The sequence below is a fragment of the Streptomyces sp. NPDC048142 genome (genome assembly GCF_043202835.1).
Classification (GTDB): domain Bacteria; phylum Actinomycetota; class Actinomycetes; order Streptomycetales; family Streptomycetaceae; genus Streptomyces.
Map to the genome: position 1 here is coordinate 256,373 of NZ_JBIDBC010000002.1, position 23,553 is coordinate 279,925.

General features: G+C 70.9%; 20 protein-coding genes. 8 read left to right on the top strand and 12 right to left on the bottom strand.

Features of this window, described 5'->3' with window-relative positions; all coding sequences use genetic code 11:
- The first annotated feature begins 332 nt into the window (after window positions 1–332).
- Window positions 333–689 carry a DUF805 domain-containing protein gene (locus tag ACGF2Y_RS03755; protein ID WP_392942982.1) on the top strand — a complete coding sequence of 119 codons (357 nt, stop codon included), beginning with the start codon at window positions 333–335 and terminating at the stop codon, window positions 687–689.
- 122 nt (window positions 690–811) lie between these two features.
- On the opposite strand, the gene ACGF2Y_RS03760 is transcribed toward ACGF2Y_RS03755, so the two are convergent.
- The 3 genes from ACGF2Y_RS03760 to ACGF2Y_RS03770 form a co-directional block, all read right to left on the bottom strand.
- Entirely contained in the window at window positions 812–1,642 is an 831-nt protein-coding gene (locus tag ACGF2Y_RS03760; protein ID WP_392942984.1) for a hypothetical protein, read from the bottom strand.
- A 203-nt stretch (window positions 1,643–1,845) separates the two neighbouring features.
- The gene (locus ACGF2Y_RS03765) at window positions 1,846–3,021 is read right to left on the bottom strand and encodes a metallophosphoesterase (RefSeq protein WP_392943293.1); all 1,176 of its coding nucleotides are present in this window, start codon (window positions 3,019–3,021) and stop codon (window positions 1,846–1,848) included.
- A 159-nt stretch (window positions 3,022–3,180) separates the two neighbouring features.
- Window positions 3,181–4,293, bottom strand: coding sequence for a LacI family DNA-binding transcriptional regulator (locus tag ACGF2Y_RS03770; protein ID WP_392942986.1), 1,113 nt, complete (start codon window positions 4,291–4,293; stop codon window positions 3,181–3,183).
- Window positions 4,294–4,698: 405 nt separating this feature from the next.
- On the opposite strand from ACGF2Y_RS03770, the gene hisC reads away from it, so the two are divergent.
- From hisC to ACGF2Y_RS03795, 5 genes are all read left to right on the top strand, one after another.
- On the top strand, window positions 4,699–5,778 hold the full coding sequence (gene hisC / locus ACGF2Y_RS03775; protein ID WP_392942988.1) for a histidinol-phosphate transaminase: 1,080 nt from the start codon (window positions 4,699–4,701) through the stop codon (window positions 5,776–5,778).
- Between the two features lie 309 nt (window positions 5,779–6,087).
- A complete protein-coding gene (locus tag ACGF2Y_RS03780) occupies window positions 6,088–7,599 on the top strand; it encodes a cytochrome ubiquinol oxidase subunit I (RefSeq protein ID WP_392942990.1) in 1,512 nt (503 codons plus the stop codon).
- A gap of 16 nt (window positions 7,600–7,615) precedes the next feature.
- Window positions 7,616–8,617, top strand: a complete 1,002-nt coding sequence (gene cydB / locus ACGF2Y_RS03785) for a cytochrome d ubiquinol oxidase subunit II (protein ID WP_392942992.1) — start codon at window positions 7,616–7,618, stop codon at window positions 8,615–8,617.
- Between the two features lie 95 nt (window positions 8,618–8,712).
- Entirely contained in the window at window positions 8,713–12,258 is a 3,546-nt protein-coding gene (gene cydD / locus ACGF2Y_RS03790) for a thiol reductant ABC exporter subunit CydD (RefSeq protein ID WP_392942993.1), read from the top strand.
- Window positions 12,259–12,553: 295 nt separating this feature from the next.
- Window positions 12,554–14,260, top strand: coding sequence for a GAF domain-containing protein (locus tag ACGF2Y_RS03795; RefSeq protein ID WP_392942995.1), 1,707 nt, complete (start codon window positions 12,554–12,556; stop codon window positions 14,258–14,260).
- A gap of 137 nt (window positions 14,261–14,397) precedes the next feature.
- On the opposite strand, the gene ACGF2Y_RS03800 is transcribed toward ACGF2Y_RS03795, so the two are convergent.
- On the bottom strand, window positions 14,398–15,255 hold the full coding sequence (locus ACGF2Y_RS03800; RefSeq protein ID WP_392942997.1) for a Cof-type HAD-IIB family hydrolase: 858 nt from the start codon (window positions 15,253–15,255) through the stop codon (window positions 14,398–14,400).
- A gap of 80 nt (window positions 15,256–15,335) precedes the next feature.
- Here ACGF2Y_RS03800 and ACGF2Y_RS03805 point away from each other — a divergent pair, with 80 nt between their 5' ends.
- Entirely contained in the window at window positions 15,336–15,659 is a 324-nt protein-coding gene (locus ACGF2Y_RS03805) for an LLM class flavin-dependent oxidoreductase (protein WP_392943294.1), read from the top strand.
- Between the two features lie 49 nt (window positions 15,660–15,708).
- Here the strand turns inward: ACGF2Y_RS03805 and ACGF2Y_RS03810 are convergent, their stop codons facing one another.
- The 4 genes from ACGF2Y_RS03810 to ACGF2Y_RS03825 all read right to left on the bottom strand — a co-directional run bounded on the left by ACGF2Y_RS03810 (window position 15,709) and on the right by ACGF2Y_RS03825 (window position 17,986).
- Window positions 15,709–16,113, bottom strand: a complete 405-nt coding sequence (locus ACGF2Y_RS03810; RefSeq protein ID WP_392942998.1) for a DNA-binding protein — start codon at window positions 16,111–16,113, stop codon at window positions 15,709–15,711.
- Window positions 16,110–16,358, bottom strand: coding sequence for a hypothetical protein (locus ACGF2Y_RS03815; protein ID WP_145488736.1), 249 nt, complete (start codon window positions 16,356–16,358; stop codon window positions 16,110–16,112). Before ACGF2Y_RS03815 ends, ACGF2Y_RS03810 begins: the two co-directional genes overlap by 4 nt.
- Before the next feature lie 55 nt (window positions 16,359–16,413).
- Complete coding sequence (locus tag ACGF2Y_RS03820) at window positions 16,414–17,574, bottom strand: hypothetical protein (RefSeq protein ID WP_392943000.1); 1,161 nt, start codon at window positions 17,572–17,574, stop codon at window positions 16,414–16,416.
- A 100-nt stretch (window positions 17,575–17,674) separates the two neighbouring features.
- A complete protein-coding gene (locus ACGF2Y_RS03825; RefSeq protein WP_392943001.1) occupies window positions 17,675–17,986 on the bottom strand; it encodes a hypothetical protein in 312 nt (103 codons plus the stop codon).
- A gap of 101 nt (window positions 17,987–18,087) precedes the next feature.
- On the opposite strand from ACGF2Y_RS03825, the gene ACGF2Y_RS03830 reads away from it, so the two are divergent.
- On the top strand, window positions 18,088–18,981 hold the full coding sequence (locus ACGF2Y_RS03830; RefSeq protein ID WP_392943002.1) for an LLM class flavin-dependent oxidoreductase: 894 nt from the start codon (window positions 18,088–18,090) through the stop codon (window positions 18,979–18,981).
- Window positions 18,982–19,047: 66 nt separating this feature from the next.
- On the opposite strand, the gene ACGF2Y_RS03835 is transcribed toward ACGF2Y_RS03830, so the two are convergent.
- The 4 genes from ACGF2Y_RS03835 to ACGF2Y_RS03850 form a co-directional block, all read right to left on the bottom strand.
- On the bottom strand, window positions 19,048–19,590 hold the full coding sequence (locus tag ACGF2Y_RS03835; RefSeq protein WP_392943004.1) for an RNA 2'-phosphotransferase: 543 nt from the start codon (window positions 19,588–19,590) through the stop codon (window positions 19,048–19,050).
- Between the two features lie 247 nt (window positions 19,591–19,837).
- Complete coding sequence (locus tag ACGF2Y_RS03840; RefSeq protein WP_392943005.1) at window positions 19,838–20,785, bottom strand: MerR family transcriptional regulator; 948 nt, start codon at window positions 20,783–20,785, stop codon at window positions 19,838–19,840.
- Window positions 20,782–22,554, bottom strand: coding sequence for an SDR family oxidoreductase (locus ACGF2Y_RS03845; protein ID WP_392943007.1), 1,773 nt, complete (start codon window positions 22,552–22,554; stop codon window positions 20,782–20,784). The genes ACGF2Y_RS03840 and ACGF2Y_RS03845 overlap by 4 nt, the downstream gene beginning before the upstream one ends.
- Window positions 22,551–23,411 (bottom strand): M24 family metallopeptidase, encoded by an 861-nt coding sequence (locus ACGF2Y_RS03850; RefSeq protein ID WP_392943008.1) that lies wholly within the window; start codon window positions 23,409–23,411, stop codon window positions 22,551–22,553. The genes ACGF2Y_RS03845 and ACGF2Y_RS03850 overlap by 4 nt, the downstream gene beginning before the upstream one ends.
- Window positions 23,412–23,553: the final 142 nt, after the last annotated feature.

Below are 23,553 nucleotides of genomic sequence, written 5' to 3' on the forward strand. Positions count from 1 at the left end.
CGGTCGGGTCCTTCTCGGGTCCGGCGGTCGGGTCCTCCTCGGGACCTGCGGCCCCGGTCGGCCGAGGCGCGATCACGTAGCACCGATGCCGATCCGGCCAGGAGGCTATGGGCGTTTCCTGCCCTATTGGGTAACTGCCGCCATTTCACGGTTGTTTGGCATGGTTGGCCACCTTGTTAAGCGACAGTATGGATACGGTCGTGTGGCAGCTTTATGTACGTTTGGCCCGCAGCTCACCAGCCCTTGACCCTTTGCTTATCTGTGGCTTACTTTCCGGCTAGCTTGGCTGAGAATTGGCGGCCCTTGAACAGGGGCCCGGGGAGGGAATCACCATGGACTGGTACCTGGCAGTACTCAAGAACTACGCAGGCTTCAGCGGACGCGCGCGCCGCAAGGAGTACTGGATGTTCACGCTCATCAGCGTCGGCATCAGCGTGGTGCTCTCGATCATCGGTGGCCTGATCGGCGCGGACTTCCTGTCCTTCATCTACAGCGTCGCGATTCTCGTTCCGACGCTCGCTGTCGGCGTGCGCCGCCTGCACGACACCGGTCGTTCCGGCTGGTGGCTGCTGATCGCGCTCATCCCGCTGGTCGGCGCCATCATCCTGATCGTCTTCCTCGCCTCGGAGGGCAAGCCGGAGGCGAACCAGCACGGCGTCAACCCGAAGCTGGCCCCGCAGGCGATCTGATCCACCGCTCCGGTCCGTCCGGAGCGTCTCCCCGGGCCGGGCGCGGCATTCGCCGCCCCGGCCCGCGGTGTGTCCGGGAGCCGGAAGCGGAGGAGGCCGGGACCCGTGTCCGGCCCCCGCCCTCAGTCCGGGCGGTGCTCGGGGCCGCCGAAGTCCGGGCTCGTGAAGTCGGGACTGGTGAAGGTCGGCCGGGGCCCGGCCGCCGGGCCGTCGTCCGGGCCGGAGAAGTCCGGCCTGCTGTAGCCGGCCTTCGGGATGCGGTTGGGCGAACGGTGCGGGGTCCGCGCGGCGGGCCCCGCGGTGGGGTCGTCCAGGGCGTCCCGGAGGAACGGGAGGATGCCGCGCTCCAGCAGGGCGTGGCGCCAGGCCTCCCTGGCCCGCGCGACCTCCTCCGGAAGCTCCTGTTCCTCGTGCTCGGCGGTCAGGGGCGTCGTTCCGTTGCGGAGCGCGGTGACGAGCAGCCCGACGGCCGCGACCAGGATCGCCGCGGCGGCGACCGCGGCGAAGAACCACCCGGCCGCGACCATCGAGTCGCCGAAGGCCACCGACGGGCTGACCGCCTTCAGCAGGTAGCCGACGAGCAGGAAGATGACGGCCGCGGTCCCGGCGAGCAGCGGGGTCAGGACCGTGACGACCGCGCCTATGCCGGCTCCCGATCCGGCAGCCGTGCTCTGCGGCCCGTCCACGGCCGGGGCCCCGTCGGCTCCTTCGGCGGTCGCCGCCCGGCGCAGTTCGCCCCGGGCCCTGACGTAGTGCTCGTACTCGGTCGCCGCGGCCGCAGTGATCAGCGCCGTGGCGCTGAGCGCCATGGTGCGCAGCTGTTCGGTGTTGAGCCGGTCCCCGACGCCCTCCAGATCCGGGCGTTCGTGAGCGTGGCGGAGTGCGTCGCCCAGGATCCGCTCGTACTCGGGTCCGTCCTCGGCCAGCAGGTGCGGAGCGCTTGTCATCTGCATCCCCCGATGCTCCGTCGGTGCCCGGCTGCCCGCGTGGACCGGGCGATCGGGGGGAAACGGAGGAGAGCCTGCCACTGATGTGCCGATGGTAGAGCGCTCACGGCACGGGGTGACAGTGTGTTTCCGGAATTGGGCCCGGTGACGGGCCCAAAGATCGGCGAGGTCGGCGCAGGCGGAACCTGGAGCGCCTTCCCCGCCGACGGTCAGTCATGCAGCGGGAGTTGAACCACCAGCAGTTTTCCGGCCATGGTCACTCCGCCGTCCATGGCGATGGCGAGGCCGTCCGCGTACACGTGCGGGCCGTTGACCACGGGCCCCGAGCTGTCCTCGCCCTCCTCCGCGCCGACCTCGCCCAGGAGGTACGGAATGGGGCTGTGACCATGGACGACGCGCTGTCCGCCGTACGTCGCCATCAGCTCGCGCACCGCGTCGGCGCCGCCCTCGTCCCGGAAGGCGAACCGCTTGGTGAGCTTGCGGAAGAGGTCCCAGCACTCGTCGGCGTCGTTACGCGTGAGAATGGCTGTGATCGTGTCGTTGACGTCCTCGATGGTGGACCCGTAGTCGAGGTAGGCCGTCGTGTCGGAGTGCATCAGCAGATGCCCGTCCTCCTCGACGATCGCGTCGAGCCGGGACATCCACTGGAGGTGGACGTCCTGGAGGCGCTCCATGTCGGTCTTCTGGCCGCCGTTGAGCAGCCAGGCGGCCTGGAAGGTGGCGGTGCCCGCCCCGGAGTTGACGGGGGTGTCGGCGAACCGCTTGGCGCCGAGCAGCAGCAGTTCGTGGTTGCCCATCAGGGCCTTGCAGTAGCCGCCGGCCGCCGCCGCCTCGGCCGAGAGCCGCATGACGAGGTCGATGACCCCGATGCCGTCAGGACCGCGGTCGGTGAAGTCGCCGAGGAACCACAGCCGGGCGTTGCCCGCGGCCCAGTTCCCGTCGGCGTCGATGAGGCCCTGCTCGCCGAGGGCGGCCAGCAGTTCGTCCAGATAGCCGTGGACGTCGCCGACGACGAAGAGCGGGCCGAGCCCGTCCTCGGAGACCGGGGCCGGCTCGGGGACGGTCCGCACCTGGACCGTGTCGCCGCGACGGATGACCGGCAGGTCCCGCTCGGTCGGTGTGTAGCCCTCCGGCTGCCCGTCGCCCACGACGGCGTTGCCGGGATGCGGCGGCCCGGCCGGCGCGGGAACCCGCGGTGGCACGGAGGCGCCCTGCGCCGACGGGTCCGGTTCCGGCGCGCGCGGTGGCACCGGGGAAGGAGGTGCCACCTGTGCCCGCGGTGGTACGGGTGTCTGCGCATACGGCGGAACCCGGAAGTCACGCAACGTCGCCGTCCGCACCACGGGTTCCTGACCGGCCCCCTGAGTCATCGACCCCTCCACCACCGTCGCGCCGCCGTACACCTGACGGGCCCTGCCTGGTAGAGGTGGTCCGCGGTGTCGTGCGCCCATCATAGGAATGCGGATCGATCTGTGTGACGCACCAGGGGTGGTGAATCCGGGCGCACGCACGGTTCACCGGCCGATTGGTCCGAAAAGAGCCGATCAATCCCCGTTGGGAGAGCGCGGCGGGCTGACCGTGGTGCGCGGTGGACGTCGTTGCGAGGAGGTCCGGACGATGAGCTCCGTCGGTATGACCTGCTCCACCGGCCCGTCGTGTTCGACCCCTTCGATGGCGTCGATGAGGAGCTGGACAACTGCCGTGCCGATATGGCGGGGCTTAAGCGAGAGCGTCGTGATGGGTGGCTCGGTGGCCGCGTACACGGTGGACTCGCTGCAGCAGACCAGCAGCAGGTCCTCGGGGACCCGCAGCCCGTAGCGGCGGGCCGCCGCGAGGAGATCGGTCCCATTGGGGTCGAAGAGCCCGTAGACCGCGTCGGGGCGGTCCGGGCGGGCGAGCAGCCGGTCGGCGGCGACCGCCCCCGCGCAGGGGTCGTGGGCCGGGTAGGACTCGTAGACGGGATCCTGGCCGACCCGCTCGCACCAGTGGAGGTAGGCGGTGGTGGACAGCCGGGTGTACGTGTCGGTGGTGTTGCCGGTCAGCAGGCCGATGCGGCGGGCTCCGGCGGCGGCGAGATGATCGAGGAGGTCGAGCACGGCGGCCCGGTGGTCGTTGTCGACCCAGGCGGTGACGGGGAGCGTCCCGGCCGGGCGGCCGTCCGAGACGACGGGCAGTCCCTGGCGGACGAGTTCGGTGACGACCGGGTCCTGGTCGGAGGGGTCGATGACGACGGTCCCGTCGAGCGCGACGTTCGACCAGACGTCGTGCCGGGAGGTGGCGGGAAGGATGACGAGGGCGTAGCCGCGGGCGAGCGCCGCGGAGGTCGCGGCTCTCGCCATCTCCGCGAAGTACGCGAATTCGGTGAAGGTGAAAGGTTCATTCCCGTACGTGGTCACGGTCAGGCCGATCAGGCCGGACTTGCCCGTACGGAGGGTTCGGGCCGCGGCGGAAGGGCGGTAGCCCAGGCGCTCGGCGACCTCGCGGACGTGTCGGCGGGTGGCGTCCGGGAGCCTGCCCTTGCCGTTGAGCGCGTCGGAGACGGTCGTGATCGAGACTCCGGCCGCGGCGGCCACATCACGGATCCCCGCCCGTCCTGGCCGGCCGCTGCGCCGGGGTGTCTCCGTCCGGCTCACCTGGTGCTTCCCTGCTGCTGTCATGGCGAGCCGATAGTAGGGCTCCGAGGGGTGGTCGGTCCGGTCGCATATGCGCACGTTGACAGGCACGTTTCTGCAAGGTCATCGACCATCATATTCCTTTCGATTCAAGGGGGTTGGGTGGTCTTGCATACGTGTTTCACGTGCTGAAGGGTGGCAGCCTGCCGATTGTGTGATGTCTCGAAGAGGTCTCAACTCACCACTTCGGGGGACGCGCGCCACGGCGCGAGCCACCGGCGCGCGCCGGAACGGGATGCACTCCCCCGGGCGGAGCCCCCGGACCTGCCCCGTGCGAGGTCCCATTCCCGGGCACTGCGGTCGATTTCCCGCTCGGGCCATTCGCAGCGGGGCCCAATCCTCATAAGGTGTGCAGTATTGCTGTGAACGGACGGTCGAGGAGGACCTGCGGTGAGCGAGACGAGCCCCAAGCTGCGCGCCGAGCTGGACGGCGTTCCCGCCTATGTGCCGGGGAAGCCCGCGGCGGCCGGCGGACCGGTCGCGTACAAGCTGTCCTCCAACGAGAATCCCTATCCGCCGCTGCCGGGGGTGCTGGAGTCGGCGCTCGCCGCCGCGGGGAACTTCAACCGCTACCCGGACATGGCGTGCACCGGCCTGATGAACGAGCTGGCCGACCGTTTCGGTGTGCCCCTCTCGCATCTCGCCACCGGCACCGGGTCGGTGGGGGTGGCCCAGCAGCTGCTTCAGGCCACTTCCGGACCCGGTGACGAGGTCATCTACGCCTGGCGGTCCTTCGAGGCGTACCCGATCATCACCCAGGTCAGCGGCGCGAGGTCGGTGAAGGTCCCGCTGACCGGCGCAGAGGTGCACGACCTCGACGCGATGGCGGATGCGATCACCGACCGGACCCGGCTGATCTTCGTCTGCAACCCCAACAACCCCACCGGCACGGTGGTGCGCCGGGCCGAGCTGGAACGGTTCCTCGACCGGGTGCCGAGCGATGTGCTGGTGGTGCTCGACGAGGCGTACAGGGAGTTCATCCGCGACGCCGAGGTGCCGGACGGCATCGAGATCTACCGGGACCGGCCCAATGTGGCGGTGCTGCGGACCTTCTCCAAGGCGTACGGCCTGGCCGGGCTGCGGGTCGGCTTCGCGGTGGCCCACGAGCCGGTGGCCGCGGCGCTGCGCAAGACAGCCGTCCCCTTCGGGGTGAGCCAGCTCGCCCAGGACGCGGCGGTGGCCTCGCTCCGCGCGGAGGACGAGCTGCTGGGCCGGGTCGGCTCGCTGGTCGCCGAGCGCACCCGGGTGAGCGCGGAGCTGGTGCGCCAGGGCTGGACGGTGCCGGAGTCGCACGCGAACTTCGTCTGGCTGCGGCTCGGCGAACGGACGGTCGACTTCGCACGGGCCTGTGAGCGGGCCGGAGTGGTCGTGCGGCCGTTCGCGGGCGAGGGCGTACGGGTCTCGATCGGCGAGAACGAGGGCAACGACCTGTTCCTGAAGGCGGCGGAGGCGTTCCGCGCGGAGCTGTAGTCGCCGGGCGCGCGAGGCGGTTCCTCGTGCGTCGCGGCACCTGTACGGCCGGGTGGCCCCGGACCTCGATCGATGAGGTCCGGGGCCCTTCGCGTGGAGCGAGGGGGCCCTCGCGTGGGGCTGGGGACTCTTTGCGCGGGGGCGGAGTCCGAAAAAGGGGTACCCCGGCGAAGGCTCCGAAAGTGTGTGCGCCATAATTGCTTGTGAATGTGAACGCGTTCACAAGCGTGCCCTGCTTCCTCCGGTAATCGGCGGGATTGAAGGGGCGTAGTGCCGGTTCGACCACGGCGATGTAAGGAGACTGACGACGTGGACCTCGCTCTGGCGCCGGAGACCCTGGCGCGATGGCAGTTCGGCATCACCACCGTCTACCACTTCCTTTTCGTCCCGCTGACGATCTCGCTCGCCGCGCTCACCGCCGGCCTGCAGACCGCCTGGGTGCGGACCGAGAACGAGAAGTACCTCAGAGCGACCAAGTTCTGGGGCAAGCTGTTCCTGATCAACATCGCCATGGGCGTCGTCACGGGCATCGTCCAGGAGTTCCAGTTCGGCATGAACTGGTCGGACTACTCGCGCTTCGTCGGCGACGTCTTCGGCGCTCCGCTCGCCTTCGAGGCGCTGATCGCCTTCTTCTTCGAGTCCACCTTCATCGGCCTGTGGATCTTCGGCTGGGACAAGCTCCCGAAGAAGATCCACCTCGCCTGCATGTGGATGGTCTCGATCGGCACGGTGCTCTCCGCCTACTTCATCCTGGCGGCCAACTCCTGGATGCAGCACCCGGTCGGCTACCGGATCAACGAGGAGCGCGGCCGCGCCGAGCTCACCGACTTCTGGCGGGTGCTCACCCAGGACACCGCGGTCACCCAGTTCTTCCACACCATCACGGCGGCGTTCCTGGTCGGCGGGGCCTTCATGGTCGGCATCGCCGCGTTCCACCTGGCGCGCATGAAGCACATCCCGGTGATGCGGACCTCGCTGCGGCTGGGGCTGATCACCGTGGTGGTCGCCGGGCTGCTCACCGCCGTCAGCGGCGACAGCCTCGCCAAGGTCATGTTCCGGCAGCAGCCGATGAAGATGGCCGCCGCCGAGGCCCTGTGGGACGGCCAGGAGCGGGCGCCGTTCTCGATATTCGCGTACGGGGACGTCAGCAAGGGCCACAACTCCGTGGAGATCTCGCTCCCCGGGCTGCTGTCCTTCCTCGCCAACAACGACCCGAACTCGTATGTCCCCGGCATCAACGACATCAACAAGGAGTCGCAGGAGAAGTACGGGCCCGGCGACTACCGTCCCAACATCCCGGTCGCGTTCTGGAGCTTCCGGTGGATGATCGGCTTCGGTATGGCCTCCTTCGGGCTCGGCCTCCTGGGGCTCTGGCTGACCCGGAAGAAGTTCCTGCTGCCACCGGCGCTGCGGACCGGTGAGGACGAGGTGCCGCAGCTGGTCCTGTTCCGGAACAAGGCGCTGAGCCCGAGGCTCACCAAGCTCTACTGGGTCGTCGCGCTCTGGACGCTGCTCTTCCCGCTGATCGCCAACTCCTGGGGCTGGATCTTCACCGAGATGGGCCGCCAGCCATGGGTCGTCTACGGGGTGCTCCAGACCCGTGCCGGGGTCTCCCCCGGCGTCTCGCAGGGCGAGGTCATCACCTCGATGGTCGTCTTCACCCTGCTCTACGCGGTGCTCGCCGTGATCGAGGTGAAGCTGCTCGTGAAGTACATCAAGGCCGGGCCCCCGGAACTCACCGAGGACGACCTCAACCCGCCCACCAGGATCGGCGGCCACGACGACGAAGACGCCGACCGGCCGATGGCCTTCTCGTACTGAGCACAGGAGCTGAGAGATGGAACTCCACGACGTCTGGTTCGTGCTCATCGCCGTCCTCTGGACCGGCTACTTCTTCCTGGAGGGATTCGACTTCGGCATCGGGGTCCTCACCAAGCTGCTGGCCCGCGACCGCAAGGAGCGCCGGGTCCTGATCAACACGATCGGGCCCGTCTGGGACGGCAACGAGGTCTGGCTGCTCAGCGCGGGCGGCGCGACCTTCGCCGCCTTCCCCGAGTGGTACGCCACCCTCTTCTCCGGCTTCTACCTGCCGCTGCTGATCATCCTGTTCTGCCTGATCGTGCGCGGCGTCGCCTTCGAGTACCGCGCGAAGCGGCCCGAGGAGCGGTGGCAGACGAACTGGGAGACCGCGATCTTCTGGACCTCCCTGATCCCCGCGGTGCTGTGGGGCGTGGCGTTCGGGAACATCGTGCGGGGCGTGAAGATCGACGCCGACATGGAGTACGTCGGCAGCTTCCTCGACCTCCTCAACCCGTACGCGATCCTCGGCGGCCTCGTCACGCTCACGCTCTTCACCTTCCACGGGGCGGTGTTCGCCGGCCTCAAGACGGCGGGCGACATCCGGGTCCGGGCCCGCGCGCTGGCGCTGAAGCTGGGGCCCGTCACCGCGGTGCTCGCACTGGGCTTCCTGCTCTGGACCCAGGCCGACAACGGGGACGGCTGGAGCCTGGGCGCCATGATCGTGGCGGTGGTGGCGCTCCTGGCCGCGATCGGGGCCATCGCCAAGGGCCGCGAGGGCTGGTCGTTCGCGTTCTCGGGCGTGACGATCGCGGCGGCGGTCGCGATGCTCTTCCTGTCGCTCTTCCCGAACGTCATGCCGTCTTCGCTGGACGACGCCTGGAACCTCACGGTCACCAACGCCTCGTCCAGCCCGTACACGCTCAAGATCATGACCTGGTGCGCGGGCATCGCCACGCCCGTCGTGCTGCTCTACCAGAGCTGGACCTACTGGGTCTTCCGCAAGCGCATCGGCACCCAGCACATCGCCGACGCGCACTGAGCCCGGTGGAACGCTCCGGCCCCGCGTCTCCCGCAGGGCCGGAGCGGCCGCCGATCCCGCAGAGCTCACCGACCCCGCCGGGGGGGATGTTTCACGTGAAACCGATCGATCCGCGTCTGCTCCACCACGCTCGGGCCACCCGCCTCTTCCTGGCGGCGGTGGTGGCTCTCGGCCTGGTCGGCGCCCTGCTGGTGATCGCCCAGGCGATGCTCATCGCCGAGATCGTGGTGGGCGGTTTTGAGGGCGGGCTCACCGTCACCGCGCTGCGTACCCCTTTTCTGCTGCTTGCCGCCGTCGCCGTCGGGCGGGCCCTGGTCGCCTGGTTCACCGAGCTGGCGGCCCATCGCGCCGGCGCGGCCGTCAAGTCCGAGCTGCGCGGCCGACTCCTGGAGCGGGCCGCGCAGCTGGGCCCCGACTGGCTGACCGGGCAGCGAACCGGTTCACTCGTCGCTCTGGCGACCCGGGGGATCGACGCGCTCGACGACTACTTCGCGCGCTATCTCCCGCAGCTCGGCCTCGCGGTCGTCGTGCCGGTGGCGGTCCTCGCCCGGATCGTGACCGAGGACTGGGTGTCGGCGGCGATCATCGTCGTCACGCTGCCGCTCATCCCGCTCTTCATGATCCTGATCGGCTGGGCCACCCAGTCCCGGATGGACCGTCAGTGGCAGCTGCTGTCCCGGCTCTCCGGGCACTTCCTCGACGTTGTCGCCGGGCTGCCCACCCTGAAGGTCTTCGGGCGGGCCAAGGCCCAGGCCGCATCGATCCGCACGATCACCTCCGACTACCGCCGGGCCACCCTGCGCACCCTGCGGATCGCCTTCCTGTCCTCGTTCGCCCTGGAGCTGCTGGCGACCCTGTCGGTGGCCCTCGTCGCCGTCACCATCGGCATGCGGCTCGTGCACGGCGAACTCGACCTCTACACCGGTCTGGTGGTGCTGATCCTGGCCCCGGAGGCATATCTGCCGATCCGCCAGGTCGGGGCGCAGTACCACGCGGCGGCCGAGGGACTCTCGGCCGCCGAGGAGATCTTCACGGTCCTGGAGACCGAACCCCGGGCCCCGGGTACCGGGGACGTCCCGGACACGCTGCGCCTGGAGCTGGCGGAGGTGACCGTACGCCACGAGGGCCGCGCCGAACCGTCGCTGGACGCCGCGTCGCTCACCGTGGAGCCGGGGGAGACCGTCGCCCTGGTCGGCCCGAGCGGGGTCGGCAAGTCCACCCTGCTCAACGTGCTCCTCGGGTTCGCCGTACCCGACGCGGGCCACGTCCGGGTCGGTGGCCGGGACCTCGCCGGCCTGGACCTCGAACGCTGGCGGAGCAGGATCGCCTGGGTCCCCCAGCGCCCCCACCTCTTCGCGGGCACGATCGCCGAGAACGTCCGCCTCGCCCGGCCCGACGCCGACGACGAGACGGTCCTCGCGGCGCTGCGGGACGCGGGCGCGTACGACTTCGTCGCGGCGCTGCCCGACGGGATGCGGACGGCGCTCGGTGAGGACGGCGCCGGACTCTCCGCGGGCCAGCGCCAGCGCCTCGCCCTCGCCCGCGCGTTCCTCGCCGACCGACCGCTCCTGCTGCTGGACGAGCCGACCGCGAGCCTGGACGGCGAGAGCGAGGCGGGCATCGTCGACGCCGTACGGAGGCTGGCCGCCGGGCGGACCGTGCTGCTGGTCGTCCACCGCCCGGCCCTGCTGGCGGTCGCCGACCGCGTGGTGACGCTGGAGCCGCGTACCGACGCTCCTGCCGATGGTCGTACGGGGACCGAGGAAGCGAGCCGTGGTGCTGGTGCCGCCGGGCCGGCCGTCCCTCAGCCGCTCGCCGGGGGTGAACTCCTGGACGCCCGCCGGGCGGAGGAACTGCGCGCGGCGGACGGCGGGCCGGGGCAGGCCGGGGCCCGGTCCGGACGGGTGCTCGCCCGGGTCCGCGAGTTCGCCGGGGCGCAGCGCGGCCGGCTGACTCTGGCCCTGCTGCTGGGCAGTCTGGCGGTCGGGTCGGCCGTGGGGCTCATGGCGGTCTCCGGCTGGCTGATCTCCCGCGCCTCCGAGGAGCCGCCGGTCATGTACTTGATGATGGCGGTCACCGCGACCCGTGCCTTCGGCATCGGCCGGGCGGTCTTCCGCTACGCCGAGCGGCTCGTCTCCCACGACGCCGTCCTGAAGCTCCTCGCCGAACTGCGCGTCGCCGTCTACCGGGGTCTCGAACGCATCGCCCCCGCAGGCCTGCGCACCACGCGGCGCGGAGACCTGCTGTCCCGGCTCGTCGCCGACGTGGACGCGCTCCAGGACTACTGGCTGCGCTGGCTCCTGCCCGCCGGGACCGCCGTCGTCGTGGGGACGGCGGCCGCCGGGTTCACCGGCTGGCTGCTCCCGGAGGCGGGCGTGATCCTCGCGGTCGGGCTGCTGGTCGCCGGCGTCGGCGTCCCGCTCGTCAGCGGCGCCTGTGCCCGCCGTACGGAGCGTCAGCTCGCCCCCGCCCGCGCCGCACTGGCCACCCGGGTCGCCGACCTCCTCGGCGGTACCGCCGAGCTGACCGTCACGGGAGCGCTGCCCGCCCGGCAGGCGCAACTGCGTGCGGCCGACACGCTGCTGACCCGGATCGCCTCCCGCGCGGCCGCCGCGACGGCACTGGGCGGTGGCCTGTCCGCCCTGGTCTGCGGGCTCACCGTGGTGGCCGCCGCGATCGTCGCCGTCCCCGCCGTGCACGACGGCAGGCTGTCCGGCGTCGCGCTCGCCGTGGTGGTGCTGACCCCGCTCGCCGCCTTCGAGGCCGTCACCGGGCTGCCGCTCGCCGTGCAGTACCGGCAGCGCGTCGCCCGGAGCGCGGAGCGGGTGTTCGAGGTCCTGGACGCCCCTGTGCCCGTACAGGAGCCCCTGGCCCCCGCCGAGGCGCCCGCCTCTCCCTTCCCGCTGGAGGTGCGGGGGCTGAGCGCCCGCTACCCGGGGGCCCGGCACGACGCGCTGGCCTCGCTGGACCTGACGCTGACGCCCGGACGGCGCATCGCGGTCGTGGGCCCCTCCGGCTCGGGAAAGACGACGCTCGCCCAGGTCCTCCTGCGCTTCCTGGACGCCTCGTCGGGGACGTACCGGCTCGGCGGCGTCGACGCGACCGCGCTGGAGTCGGACACGGTCCGGCGCTCGGTGGGGCTGTGCGCCCAGGACGCGCACGTCTTCGACAGCACGATCCGCGAGAACCTGCGCCTGGCCCGTCCCGGGGCGACCGACGCCGAACTGCGCGACGCGCTCTCCCGGGCCCGGCTCCTGGACTGGGCGCTGTCCCTGCCGCAGGAGCTCGACACCCCGGTGGGCGAGCACGGCGCGCGGCTCTCCGGCGGCCAGCGCCAGCGCCTCGCCCTGGCCCGCGCCCTGCTCGCGGGCTTCCCCGTACTCGTCCTGGACGAGCCGGCCGAGCACCTCGACCTGCCGACCGCCGACGCCCTCACCGCCGATCTGCTGGACGCGACCCGGGGCCGCGCGACGGTCCTGATCACCCACCGGCTGACCGGCCTCGACACGGTCGACGAGGTGCTGGTGCTGGACGCGGGCCGGGTCGTGCAGCGCGGACCGTACGCCGAACTCGCCGCCGAGGACGGGCCGCTGCGCCGCATGCTGGAGCGGGAACGGGAGTCGGTGGGGGCGGGGGCGTAAGGCCGCGCGGGACGCGGACCGGGCCCCGCGCGCCCGGCGCCCTTCGTCCGTCGGCGGACGACCGGTGGCCTTTCGCCCATCGAGCGCATTCTCGACTTTCGCCCTTTGTCGCCACTGACTAAGGGCTGTCCCGTCATCCCTGGTGGGCGCACGACGACAGCTACGGCGCCTCGCCGCGTTGTCGGAACGCCCGAATACATCCAGTATGCGGACGTCCCTCCGCCTTGCGATGCACCGCATCCGACGCCGCGCGCTGATCCACCAGGGATGACGGGACAGCCCTTAGGGTCGGTCCATGGCAGAGCCCGATCCGAAGGACTCCCTCGACGCCGCCACCCGGGCCACCCGCAGCCTCCAGGGCCTGTCCACCGAGCTGACCGCGCGGGTGCCGCAGCTCCTGGAGGCGATGCGGTCCGTAGGCGCGGGGCTGGAGCTGCACTCCACCCTGGACCGGATCTGCGAGACGGCCGCCGAACTCGCCCACGCCCGGTACGCCGCCATCGGCGTCGTCGACGAGCAGGGCGAGGGCCTCTCGGACTTCGTCACGTACGGCGTTCCGCAGGAGGTGGCCGAGGCGATCGGGCGGCGGCCCGACGGCCACCGGGGCCTTCTCGGCGCGCTGATCCACGACCCCGCCCCGGTCCGCCTGGCCGACCTGTCCACCGATCCCCGTTCTGCGGGATTCCCGGCGGGGCACCCCCGGATGCGGACCTTCCTGGGGGTGCCCATCCGGGTCCAGGGGGAGATCTTCGGCAACCTCTACCTGACCGAGAAGCACAACGGCGCGGAGTTCAGCGACTACGACCTCCACATGGTCCGGGTGCTCGCGACGGAGGCCGGGATCGCCATCGGCAACGCCCGGCTGTACGAGGCGGCGCGGCAGCGGGAGCACTGGATCGACGGCTCGGTCGCGGTCACCACGGCGCTCCTGTCGGGCGGGGATGCCGACGAGGCGCTGTCCGTGGTCGCCGAACAGGCCCGCCGGCTCGCCGACTCCGCCGCCGGCATCGTGCTGCTGCCCGCCGGGGAGGGCGGTCTGGAGATCGTCGCCGTATCGTCCGACGACCCCTTGTCCTCGCTCGGTGTGATCATCCCGCCCCGGAGCACGGTGGTGACGAAACTGCTCGCGGGTGAGGCGGTGTTCATCGACGACTCGGCCACCGACAGCCGGATGATCACCAGACTGGCCGGCCGGTTCGGCCCCAGCATGATGCTGCCGCTCCACAGCGGCGGCCGGGTGCTCGGCGCGCTGGCCACCCCCCGGTCCCGGGGCGCGCGCCCGTTCACGGAGAGCGAGCGGACGCTCGCCACCCAGTTCGCCTCCCAGGCGGCGCTCGCGCTGATGATGGCCGAGGCGCAGCGGGACCGGGAGCGTCTCGCGGTGTACGAGGACCGTGACCGGATCGCCCGCGACCTCCACGACCTCGTCATCCAGCGGCTGTTCGCCACCGGGATGATGCTGGAGAGCGCCCAGCGCCGGTCGGTGGTGCCCGAGGTGCGGACCGGTGTCGGCCGGGCGGTCGACGAGCTGGACGTGACGATCCAGGAGATCCGTACGGCCATCTTCGCGCTCCAGCAGGAACCGGCCGAAGCACCTTCGGGGCTGCGCACCCGCGTACTGCGGGAGATCAACATGGCGGCCGTCCCGCTCGGCTTCAAGCCCTCGCACCGCTTTGTGGGTCCGGTGGACTCGCTCGTCGGCGAGCTGACGGGCAAGAACCTGGTCGCCGCGCTGCGCGAGGCCCTCTCCAACGCGTTCCGGCATGCGGGGGCGTCGCTGATCGATGTGGTCGTCGACGCGACGGTGGCCCTGCCGGACGGGCGGGGGGCGGTGCGTCTCTCGGTCGCCGACGACGGGGTGGGCATCCCGGAGGGCGGCCGCCGCAGCGGACTGCGCAACCTGGCCCGCCGCGCCGAGTCCCTGGGCGGGTCGAGCCGGATCGACCCGGGGATCGGGGAGGAGGGCGGCGGTACGACGGTGGTGTGGGAGGCGCCGTTGTGAGGGCCGCCGCCCGCCCGACGGTGAGGACGGGCCGGGCGGGCTCTCGTGGGCCAGTGGCGAAACCGCCGGGCGGGCCGTTGTGGGCCCGTGGCGAAGCCTGCCGGGCGGACGCTTGTGGGCTCGTGCGCCGAAAGGTTTCAGCAGGCTTTTGCGCGGGCGGCGAGGATCCGCTCGATGACGACCGCCACCCCGTCCTCCTCGTTGGTGGCGGTCCGCCCCGAGGCGGCGGCCAGCGCGTCCGGGTGGGCGTTGCCCATCGCGAAGGAGGCACCGGCCCAGCTGAGCATCTCGATGTCGTTGGGCATATCGCCGAAGGCGACCACCTCGGTGGGCGAGATGCCCCGCTCGGCACAACAGGCGGCGAGCGTGGTGGCCTTGGAGACGCCGAGCCCGCTGACCTCCAGGAGCGCGGAAGGGCTGGAGCGGGTGAAGGCGGCCCGGTCACCGGCCGCCGTACGGGCCAGGGCGAGGAAGGCGTCGGGCGCCAGTTCGGTGTGGTGGGCCAGCAGCTTGAGCACCGGCGCGCCGACGCCCGGGGCGTCCTCGTGCAGCAGCTTCTCGGCGGCGGCCACCGTGGCGCCCGGGTCCAGGTGGAAGGGCGGGTAGGCCGGCTCGTAGTTGATGCCGGTGGTCATCTCGACGGCGAAGGAGGTGCCGGGGACCGCCTCGCGCAGGGCGCGCACGACGTGCAGGGCGGCGTCGCGCTCCAGCGGCCGTACGGAGAGCGGCGCGCCGTCCGTCCGCAGATCGGTGACCATGGCGCCGTTGGCGCAGATCGCCGTTCCGTGGCTCTGGACGTGGTCCCGGACGACGTCCATCCAGCGGGCCGGCCTGCCGGTGACGAAGAAGACCTCGATCCCGGCCTCCTCGGCTGCCGCGAGGGCCGCGACCGTGCGCGCGGACAGCGTCTTGTCGTCGCGCAGCAGGGTGCCGTCGAGGTCGGTGGCGATCAGCCGGGTCACGGCGGGGAGAGGCGTATCGGTCACTGAGGTCACCGGGCCATTCTCGCCCACGAAGGTGCACGGGCGTGCGGAGGGGCGCACATCTGAGTGCGTACGCTCCTGATCTGCAGAAAATACCTCCGGAATATGTCAGAGGTCATCGGGCGGCGGATGGGTGCGCGCGCGGTCGTAGGCTCGTGGGCATGAGCCTGCGCCTGAGCACCGTGATCCTGCCCGTCCACCGCTGGCACGAGGGCGGTCGTGACCGCTGGCGGCGCGCGGAGGAGCTCGGCTTCCACACCGCCTACATCTACGACCACCTGTCCTGGCGGACCTTCCGGGACGGCCCGTGGTTCGGGGCCCTGCCCACGCTCACCGCCGCGGCGACGGCCACCGAACGCCTGCGGCTGGGCACCCTCGTGACCTCAGTCAAGCCTTGTTCACCCTTCGCGGCCTGACCTGGGGAAACATAGGGGATAGGGGTGCCTTGGTCCCGCCCGAAACAGATCAGATCGCGATGAGTCGTACGCGGTTACCGCACAGCTTGGCCATGTCGTCGGCGTCCGGCGTGAGCACGGCCACCGGGCCCGGCCGGCGGAGCGCCAGCTCGGCGACGGTGGCATCGATCGCGTACTTGTGGCCGTGCAGTCCGGCCTCTTTCAGCAGCCCGGCGGCGGCTCTGGCCGCCTGCTCGGTCACCGCTTCCACCTTGACCTGGGAGAGCACCCAGTTCAGCCGGGCGGTGTTCACCCGGGCGTGCATGACTTCCACGATGGTGTTGGAACAGACCACCAGATCGGCAGCCATCGAATGGAAGGACCGGATCATCGCGAGCACACCCCGGTCCTGCGAGATCCAGGCGGACAGCCCTTGGGAGTCCAGTACGACGGACTCGATGCGCTGAGGGTTCACGCGGCGCTCGCCGACTCCTCGTGCCCGCCCGCGCCGAAGATCCTGGCCTGGGCCGCGGCCAGTTCCTCGTCGGTGAACGCGCCGTGCTCCTCCTCGTAGCGGCGCAGCTCCTCGCCGAGCAACTGGTGCCTGATCTGGCGGGCGACCGCCTCCGCGACATAGCCGGAGACGTTGTCCGTGAGCCTCTTCAGCTCCGCCACCTGCTCGGTGGGCAGAGTGACCGTGATGCGGGTCGTGTCAGCCATGGAGTCAGCATACTGCGGTATGCGCGCTATCTGTCAGGCTTCTCCACCTACGAGCTCAGCGCTGGCCCGCACCGAGCAGCTCACTCAGACGGTCGCCGATCACGGACACTCCAGGGCGCGGGTCGCTCTCGTAGTACCAGGGCTTGCGTCGGCGCAGCAGCGCGTCGCCGTGTTCGCTCCAGACGAATCCGGGCTTCCTCAGCAGCTTCCGGAACACGGCGTCCGCTGTCTCCGGGTGAGCGGTGGCCAGCCGGCGGATCGGCAGTGGCGTGATCGACTCCTCGCGCAGGTACGTGCGCAGCAGGCCCTGGTGCCGACTGCGCCCTGTGAGGGCGGGGTCCGCGAAGAGGTCCCGCAGCATCCCGTAGTCGGCGTAGAAGTTGAGCCCGTCGACCTGGTCGTAGAGGACGCCCACGGTGTCCGAATCCGCCAGTTCTGACGGCAGCTCGAAGAAGGGCAGGTCCAGGCCGGGGAGCCGCCTGCGCGGGGCACGGCTGGGCTGCGCGGCCACGGCTGCCTCCTGGCGGTGGCGGTAGTAGGCGTTGAGGAGGTCCTCGGCCTCGGAAGGAGGAAGAACCAGTTCGTCGCAGCCGCAGAACTCGACGAACGCGGCCCGGTCCTCCCGCATCTGCTTCCACCCCTGCTCGATCTTCTCCGGGTTGCGGAAAACCAGTTCAGGGTGGTGCGTAGCCAGTTGCAGAGCTGCCTGGGCGATCTCGGCGGCGCTGGACCTGGGGTAGCTCGTCATCGCCCCGGACACCAACCACGCCCCGCCGGCCGAGTGGACGGGCACCAGGCAGGTATGGAGGAATCCACCCTTGGACACGCCGCGGAACGCCGCCCGCCCGACGTTCGAGTACGTGCGGTACTCCAGGTCGTCGACAAGGTTCAGCAGGATGACGGCATCGCCGTCCTTGCGCCGGATCTCGAAGACGCCCTCGACCGGGTCACGCCAGCCGAGCAGCATCTTCCGGTCGGCCGCGGTCAAGTCCTTCCGGCCGGCGACGAACCGGTCCACCACGGTCGAACCGTCCGGCAACCGGTACCGCAGGATGAAGCGGTCGGTGATCCGGATCGCCTCACCCTCGTCCAACTGCCGTTCAGGCCCAGCGGCCTCCAGTAGGAGGGGTGTCAACCACCGGTCGAAGCGGGCGCTCTGCGCGAAGGTGACCAGCCGCCCCTTCAATTCGGCGCTGCGCTCGATGAGATCAGCCAATGACGGGTCATGGGCACCCTGACGTGCGCCTTGTACGGCCTCAGCCACGTTCAGCCCTTTCGTACGAGCCAGTTCCGCGTGAAGTGAGAGGTGTCCGGCCTCAACCGGCCCAATGACGGTACGCCTCAATCCACTCCGCCCCTTCGGGCGCCGGGTTCGACAGCGGCAGATCCAGGATTCCGATCGACTGCCGCACACGGCCACGCGAGCACAGGGCGACGATCCTGCCGTCGGGCGTGAGGTCGACACCGCGCACCGTCACCTCGATGCCGAGAACCGTGGTGGTGAAGGGCAGAGCGAGGTACTCCTCAAGCATGGTGAACAGACCGGTCCGCTGCTCGTCCTCGCCGTAGGCGTCCACCGTCGCCTCGTCGATCATGGCCTCAAGCTCGGCCCTGTCCAGCGTGCCCATGACGCCACGGTAGCGGCCCGCATCGCGACGTCGAAGCGGCTTCCCGAATCTGCTCCGTCGGCATACCCGTGGCAGCGAGAGGCCCGCGTATCGTCGGGGTCATGCGTCTGAGCACGGTGATCCTCCCCATCCACCGATGGGCCGAAGGGCAGAAGATCTGGCAGCGGGCCGAAGACCTCGGATTCCATGCCGCGTACACGTACGACCACCTGTCGTGGAGGTCGTTCCGGGATGGGCCGTGGTTCGGGGCGGTCCCCACGCTGACGGCGGCAGCGACGGTAACGCAGAGTATGCGATTGGGCACCCTCGTGACCTCGCCGAACTTCCGCCACCCGGTGACGCTCGCCAAGGAGCTGATCTCCCTGGACGACATCTCCGACGGCCGGGTCACCCTCGGCATCGGCGCCGGGGGCAACGGCTTCGACGCCACCGCGCTGGGTCAGCCGGCCGGGACCCCGCGCGAACGCGCCGACCGCTTCGCGGAGTTCGTGCCGCTCCTGGACCGCCTGCTCACCGAGGACTCGGTGACCGAGCGCGGGACGCACTACGCCGCGGAGGAGGCCCGCAACATCCCCGGCTGCGTCCAGCGTCCCCGGCTCCCCTTCGCGGTCGCCGCGACCGGACCGCGCGGCCTGAAGCTCGCCGCCCGCCACGGACAGGCATGGGTGACGACCGGCGACCCCAAGCTGTACGAGAACGGCACCCCGGAGGAGTCACGGGCCGTGCTGCGGGCGCAGAACGAGAAGCTCACGGCGGCCTGTGCGGAGATCGGCCGGGACGCCTCCGAGCCGGAACGGATCCTGCTGACCGGTTTCACACCGGACCGCAACGCACCGCTGGAGTCCGTGGACGCCTTCGTCGACTTCGCGGGGCGCCACGCGGAGCTGGGCTTCACCGAGATCGTCATCCACGCCCCGATCCCGGACTCGGACTTCGCGACCGACCCGAAGGTCTTCGAGCGCATCGCGACCGAGGCGCCCGCACAACTGGCGTAGGTGGCGCAGTGGCGCAGCCGCGCAGCCGGCGTGGTGGCGGGGGTCGAGAAGCGGGGGAGCCCCTCATCACCCCCGCAGGAGCAGGAACCGCGGGGGTACGGCGTCGGCGAGCCAGACCCCGTTGGCGCTGACCCGGAAGACATGGCCGGCGCGGTGCATCGCGGCCGTGTCCACGGTGAGGACGAGGGGGCGGCCGCGGCGGGCGCCGACCCGGGTGGCCGTCTCCCGGTCGGGCGACAGATGGACGTGGTGGCGGGCCATGGGGCGCAGGCCCTCGGCCCGGATCGCGTCCATCGCTCGGGCGACCGTGCCGTGGTAGAGGTACGCGGGCGGTTCGGCCGGTGGCAGGTCCAGGTCGACGGCGACGGTGTGGCCCTGGTTGGCGCGGATGCGGTCGCCCTCGACGGTGAAGCGGCGCTTGTCGTTGGCGGCGACGACGTGGTCGAGATCGGCGCGGGAGACGACGAAACCGTGCCGGGCCGCGGCGCGCAGCAGCTCCTCGACCGCCACCCAGCCGTTCTCGTCGAGGGTGAGGCCGATGCGTTCCGGCTGGTGCCGCAGATGCTTCGAGAGGTACTTGGACACCTTGACGGTGCGACGTTCGTCCATGGCGTCAGAGTGCCCGTGGCGAGCTTGTCGGTGCATCCGCATTTCGACTCATCGGCTCATCGGCTCTGCGCTCCTGTGCTCCTGTGCTCCTGTGCTCCTGTGCTCCTGCGATTCTCCGGCTTGTCGGATCACCGGCTCATCGTTCTTCTGCGATTCTTCGGTTCTTCCTCTTCCCCAGGTTTGATCCACAGCCAACTTGGGTTATCCACAGGCTATTTGGCGATTCTGTGGACAACTCACTTGAGGTTTAGGGGCTTTCGTCAATTTTGCCCTCTTTGGCGTGAGTTGCCGTGAGGTGATCCAACGTGCGGGCCTGCACTTCCCGTTCGGTGGCCGCCGCGACGAAGGCGGCCAGCTGCTCCGCGCCAACAAGCTCCTCCACGGCCTGTGTTGTCCGAGCCGGGAGCAGCACGGGGCGGGTCGAGTCCTCGGTGATCGCGCTCTCCTCCGCGCCGAGGTGGTGATGCAGATGGCGGGTGGCGAACGTCCGCATGGCGCGCGCCAGTTCGGCGTCCACCGTCTGCTGGGCGAGGGGCCGCAGGCGACGTACCAGGGAGGCCGCCTCGGCCGCGTCGGAGTCGGTGGGCGGCCGGTGGCCGAGATAGCGGGCGAAGACGTGCTCGGTGGTGAACTCCAGGAAACGGGACGCTATGTGCTCCACCTGGCCGCGAAGCTCCCGCAGATGGCCCGAGATCGCGGGCAGCGGGACCCCGGCCGCGTACAACTCGACGGCCACCGCGAGCTCCTGCGGACTGGGGACGAGGAACTCGTCGTCCCGTCCGGGGACACGCTCCAGTACGCCGAGCTCCACCGCCTCGGCGATGGCCTCGTCGTCCTGCCGGCCGCCGAACCTGGCGTCCAGCTCCCGTCGGCTGATCCGGTCGGCCTCCTCGTCCGTCCACGGGCCGTGCACCTCCGCGACGAGCCCGAGCACCCCGCCGAGCCCCCGCCCCGCGTCCCATGCCGCCAGCAACTCCTTGATGCTGGCCAGGGTGTAGCCCCGGTCGAGCAGATCCGCGATCTGCCGCAGCCGGGCCAGATGGGTCTCCCGGTACACATTGGCCCGTCCGCGCCGCTCGGGCGTCGGGAGCAGCCCCCGGTCCTGATAGGCGCGGATCGTACGCACCGTGGCCCCGCTGGCGTGGGCCAGGTCCTCGATCCGGTACTCGGCGGCCTCCGCCCCCGCCCCGGTCACAGCGGAGGCTTCAGCCGGGCGACGGAGCGCAGGGCCCCGGGGCTCAGCCGGGACAGCAGCCGGGCGCCGCGCGCCTCCGGGGTCACCGGCACCACCGCCTGGTTGCGCACGACCGCACGCAGGATCGCGTCGGCGACCTTCTCCGGCGGGTAGTTGCGCCGCCCGTAGAGCCGGCTCGTCCGCTTCCGCAGCCGCTCCTCCTCCGCCGCGTCGGTCCCCGCGAAGCGCGCGGTGGCGGTGATGTTGGTGTTGACGATGCCGGGGCATATCGCGCTCACCCCGATCGACTTCTCCGCCAGCTCGGCCCGCAGACACTCGCTGAGCATCAGCACGGCCGCCTTCGACGTGCTGTACGCGGGCAGCGCCCGGGAAGGCTGGAAGGCGGCGGCCGACGCCGTGTTGACGATGTGGCCGCCCTGGCCGCGGTCCGCCATCTGCTTGCCGAAGATCCGGCAGCCGTGGATGACTCCCCACAGATTGACGTCGAGGACCCTCTTCCACTCCTCGCCGGTGGTCTCCAGGAAGGAGCCGGAGAGCCCGATCCCGGCGTTGTTGACCAGGACGTCGACGATGCCGTAATCGGCGGCGACCCGGGCGGCGAGCTTCTCCATCGCGGCCTCGTCGCTGACGTCGACCGTCTCGCCCCAGGCCGCCGGAGCCCCGATCAGCCGCGCCATCTCCGCGGTGCGGGCGGCCCCCTCCGCGTCGCGGTCCACGGCCACGACCCGGGCGCCCGCCTCGGCGAACGCGAACGCCGTGGCCCGCCCGATCCCGGAGGCCGCGCCCGTCACCAGGACCAGCTGACCGCCGAACCGCTGCGCATGGGGGCTCTTCGCCACCGGCTGCTGCACGGGCGCGCCGTCCCGCCCGGCGGACTCGTTCGCGGTGACGAACGTGTCGATCCAGGAGGCAAGCTGGTCCGGCCGGGTACGGGGCACCCAGTGCTTGGCCGGGATCGCGCGGCGTACCAGCGTGGGGACCCAGTCCTCCAGCCCGTCGTAGAGCCGCTCCGAGAGGAAGGAGTCCCCGGTCGGCGTGATCAGCTGGACCGGTGCGTGGGCGTAGGCGTCCGCGCGGGGCCTGCTCAGCCGGGCGCGGACGTTGTCGCGGTAGAGCCAGGCCCCGTGCGCCGCGTCGTCGGGCAGGGAGGCGGTGGGGTAGTCGCCCGCGGGCACCTTCTCCAGCCGCTCCAGGATCCGGGGCCACCGCTTGCCGAGCGGCCCGCGCCAGGCGAGCTCCGGCAGGACCGGCGTATGGAGCATGTACACATACCAGGATTTGGCGCCCTGGCCGAGCAACTGGCCGACCTTGCGCGGGGTGGGGCGGTTCATCCGGCGTTTGATCCAGTGCCCGAAGTGGTCCAGGGACGGACCGGACATCGAGGTGAAGGAGGCGATCCTGCCCTCGGTCCGGCCGACCGTGACGAACTCCCAGGCCTGGACGGATCCCCAGTCGTGACCGACCACGTGCACCGGCCGGTCCGGGCTGACCGTGTCGATCACGGCCAGGAAGTCGTCGGTCAGCTTCTCCAGGGTGAAGCCGCCGCGCAGGGGTTTCGGGGCGGTGGACCTGCCGTGGCCCCGCACGTCGTACAGCACCACGTGCCACTGCTCGGCCAGCCGGGCGGCGACCTCCGACCAGACCTCCTTGCTGTCCGGGTAGCCGTGGACCAGCACCACGGTCGGCCGGCCCGCGTCGCCCAGCTCGGCGACGCACAGCTCGACATCGCCCGTGACCACGCGTCGCTCACGCGCTTGAGACAGATTCACGCCGCCACCTTCTCCTCGGCCCAGCGCCGCACATGCGGCAGGTCGTCGTCCAGCCAGAAGGCGCTCTGCTCGGGGTCCTTGGAGTCGGTGACGACCAGGATCTCCTCGAACTTCGCGCCCGTGCCCCGGAATCCGAGGTGGGGTTCGACCGCCCACAGGCCCGGCTGCGGCGGGTGGTCGGAGAAGCGGTAGGGGCTCCACAGCGGCGACCAGCCGTCCCGGTGACCGTGCAGGGCGTCACTCAGCAGCCCTTTGATGGCCTGGGTGCCGAATCCGAACACCTGCGGCGACCAACGGCGTTCGGCGACACGGCCGACCTTGTGGGCGATCACGCCGAAGGGATAGGTCCGGTGTCTGTTCGCGTATCCCTGGGCGGTCATGAGGCGTTCGACGTCCTCGTAGATCTCGCGCAGCGATCGGCGCTCGCGCACCTCCCGCAGGATCAGCCCGCGGTGGGCCTCCAGGTCGGTCAGCAGCTTGTCGTGCAGCGGATTGAGGCCGAGGCACCCCGAATACCCGACATCGGCGGTGAACCCCTTGTACACCGGGGCCATGTCGAGGATGAACGGCATGCCCGGCTCCAGCTTCCGGTCGGTCGGGAAGAACTGCAGCGGCACCTTGAAACCGGCGAACGCCGTGCGGTCCCCGAACCAGGCGAACGGGAGGTGGAACCAGTCGCGCACACCGCGCTCGCGCAGCCACACGCGCTGCATCCGGGCCGCCTCGCGCTCGGTCACCCCCGAGCGCAGCTGACCGGCGACCGCCTCCGCGCAGGCATAGGCCAGGCGCTGGACTTCTCTGAACCCGCGCAGCTCCGGGGCGATCTCGTGCTGCACTGCCGAGGTCATGCCGGTCATGCCACCGTCCGTTCCCTGCCGTGTGCGGTACGTGCCCGTAACGTGACACTGATGAATGTGACAATGTCCGGCGGCTACGTCAAGAGGTCTGCACGGCCTGTGGACAACCCCTGGTCCGCGTCTGTGGACAACCCGGGACCCG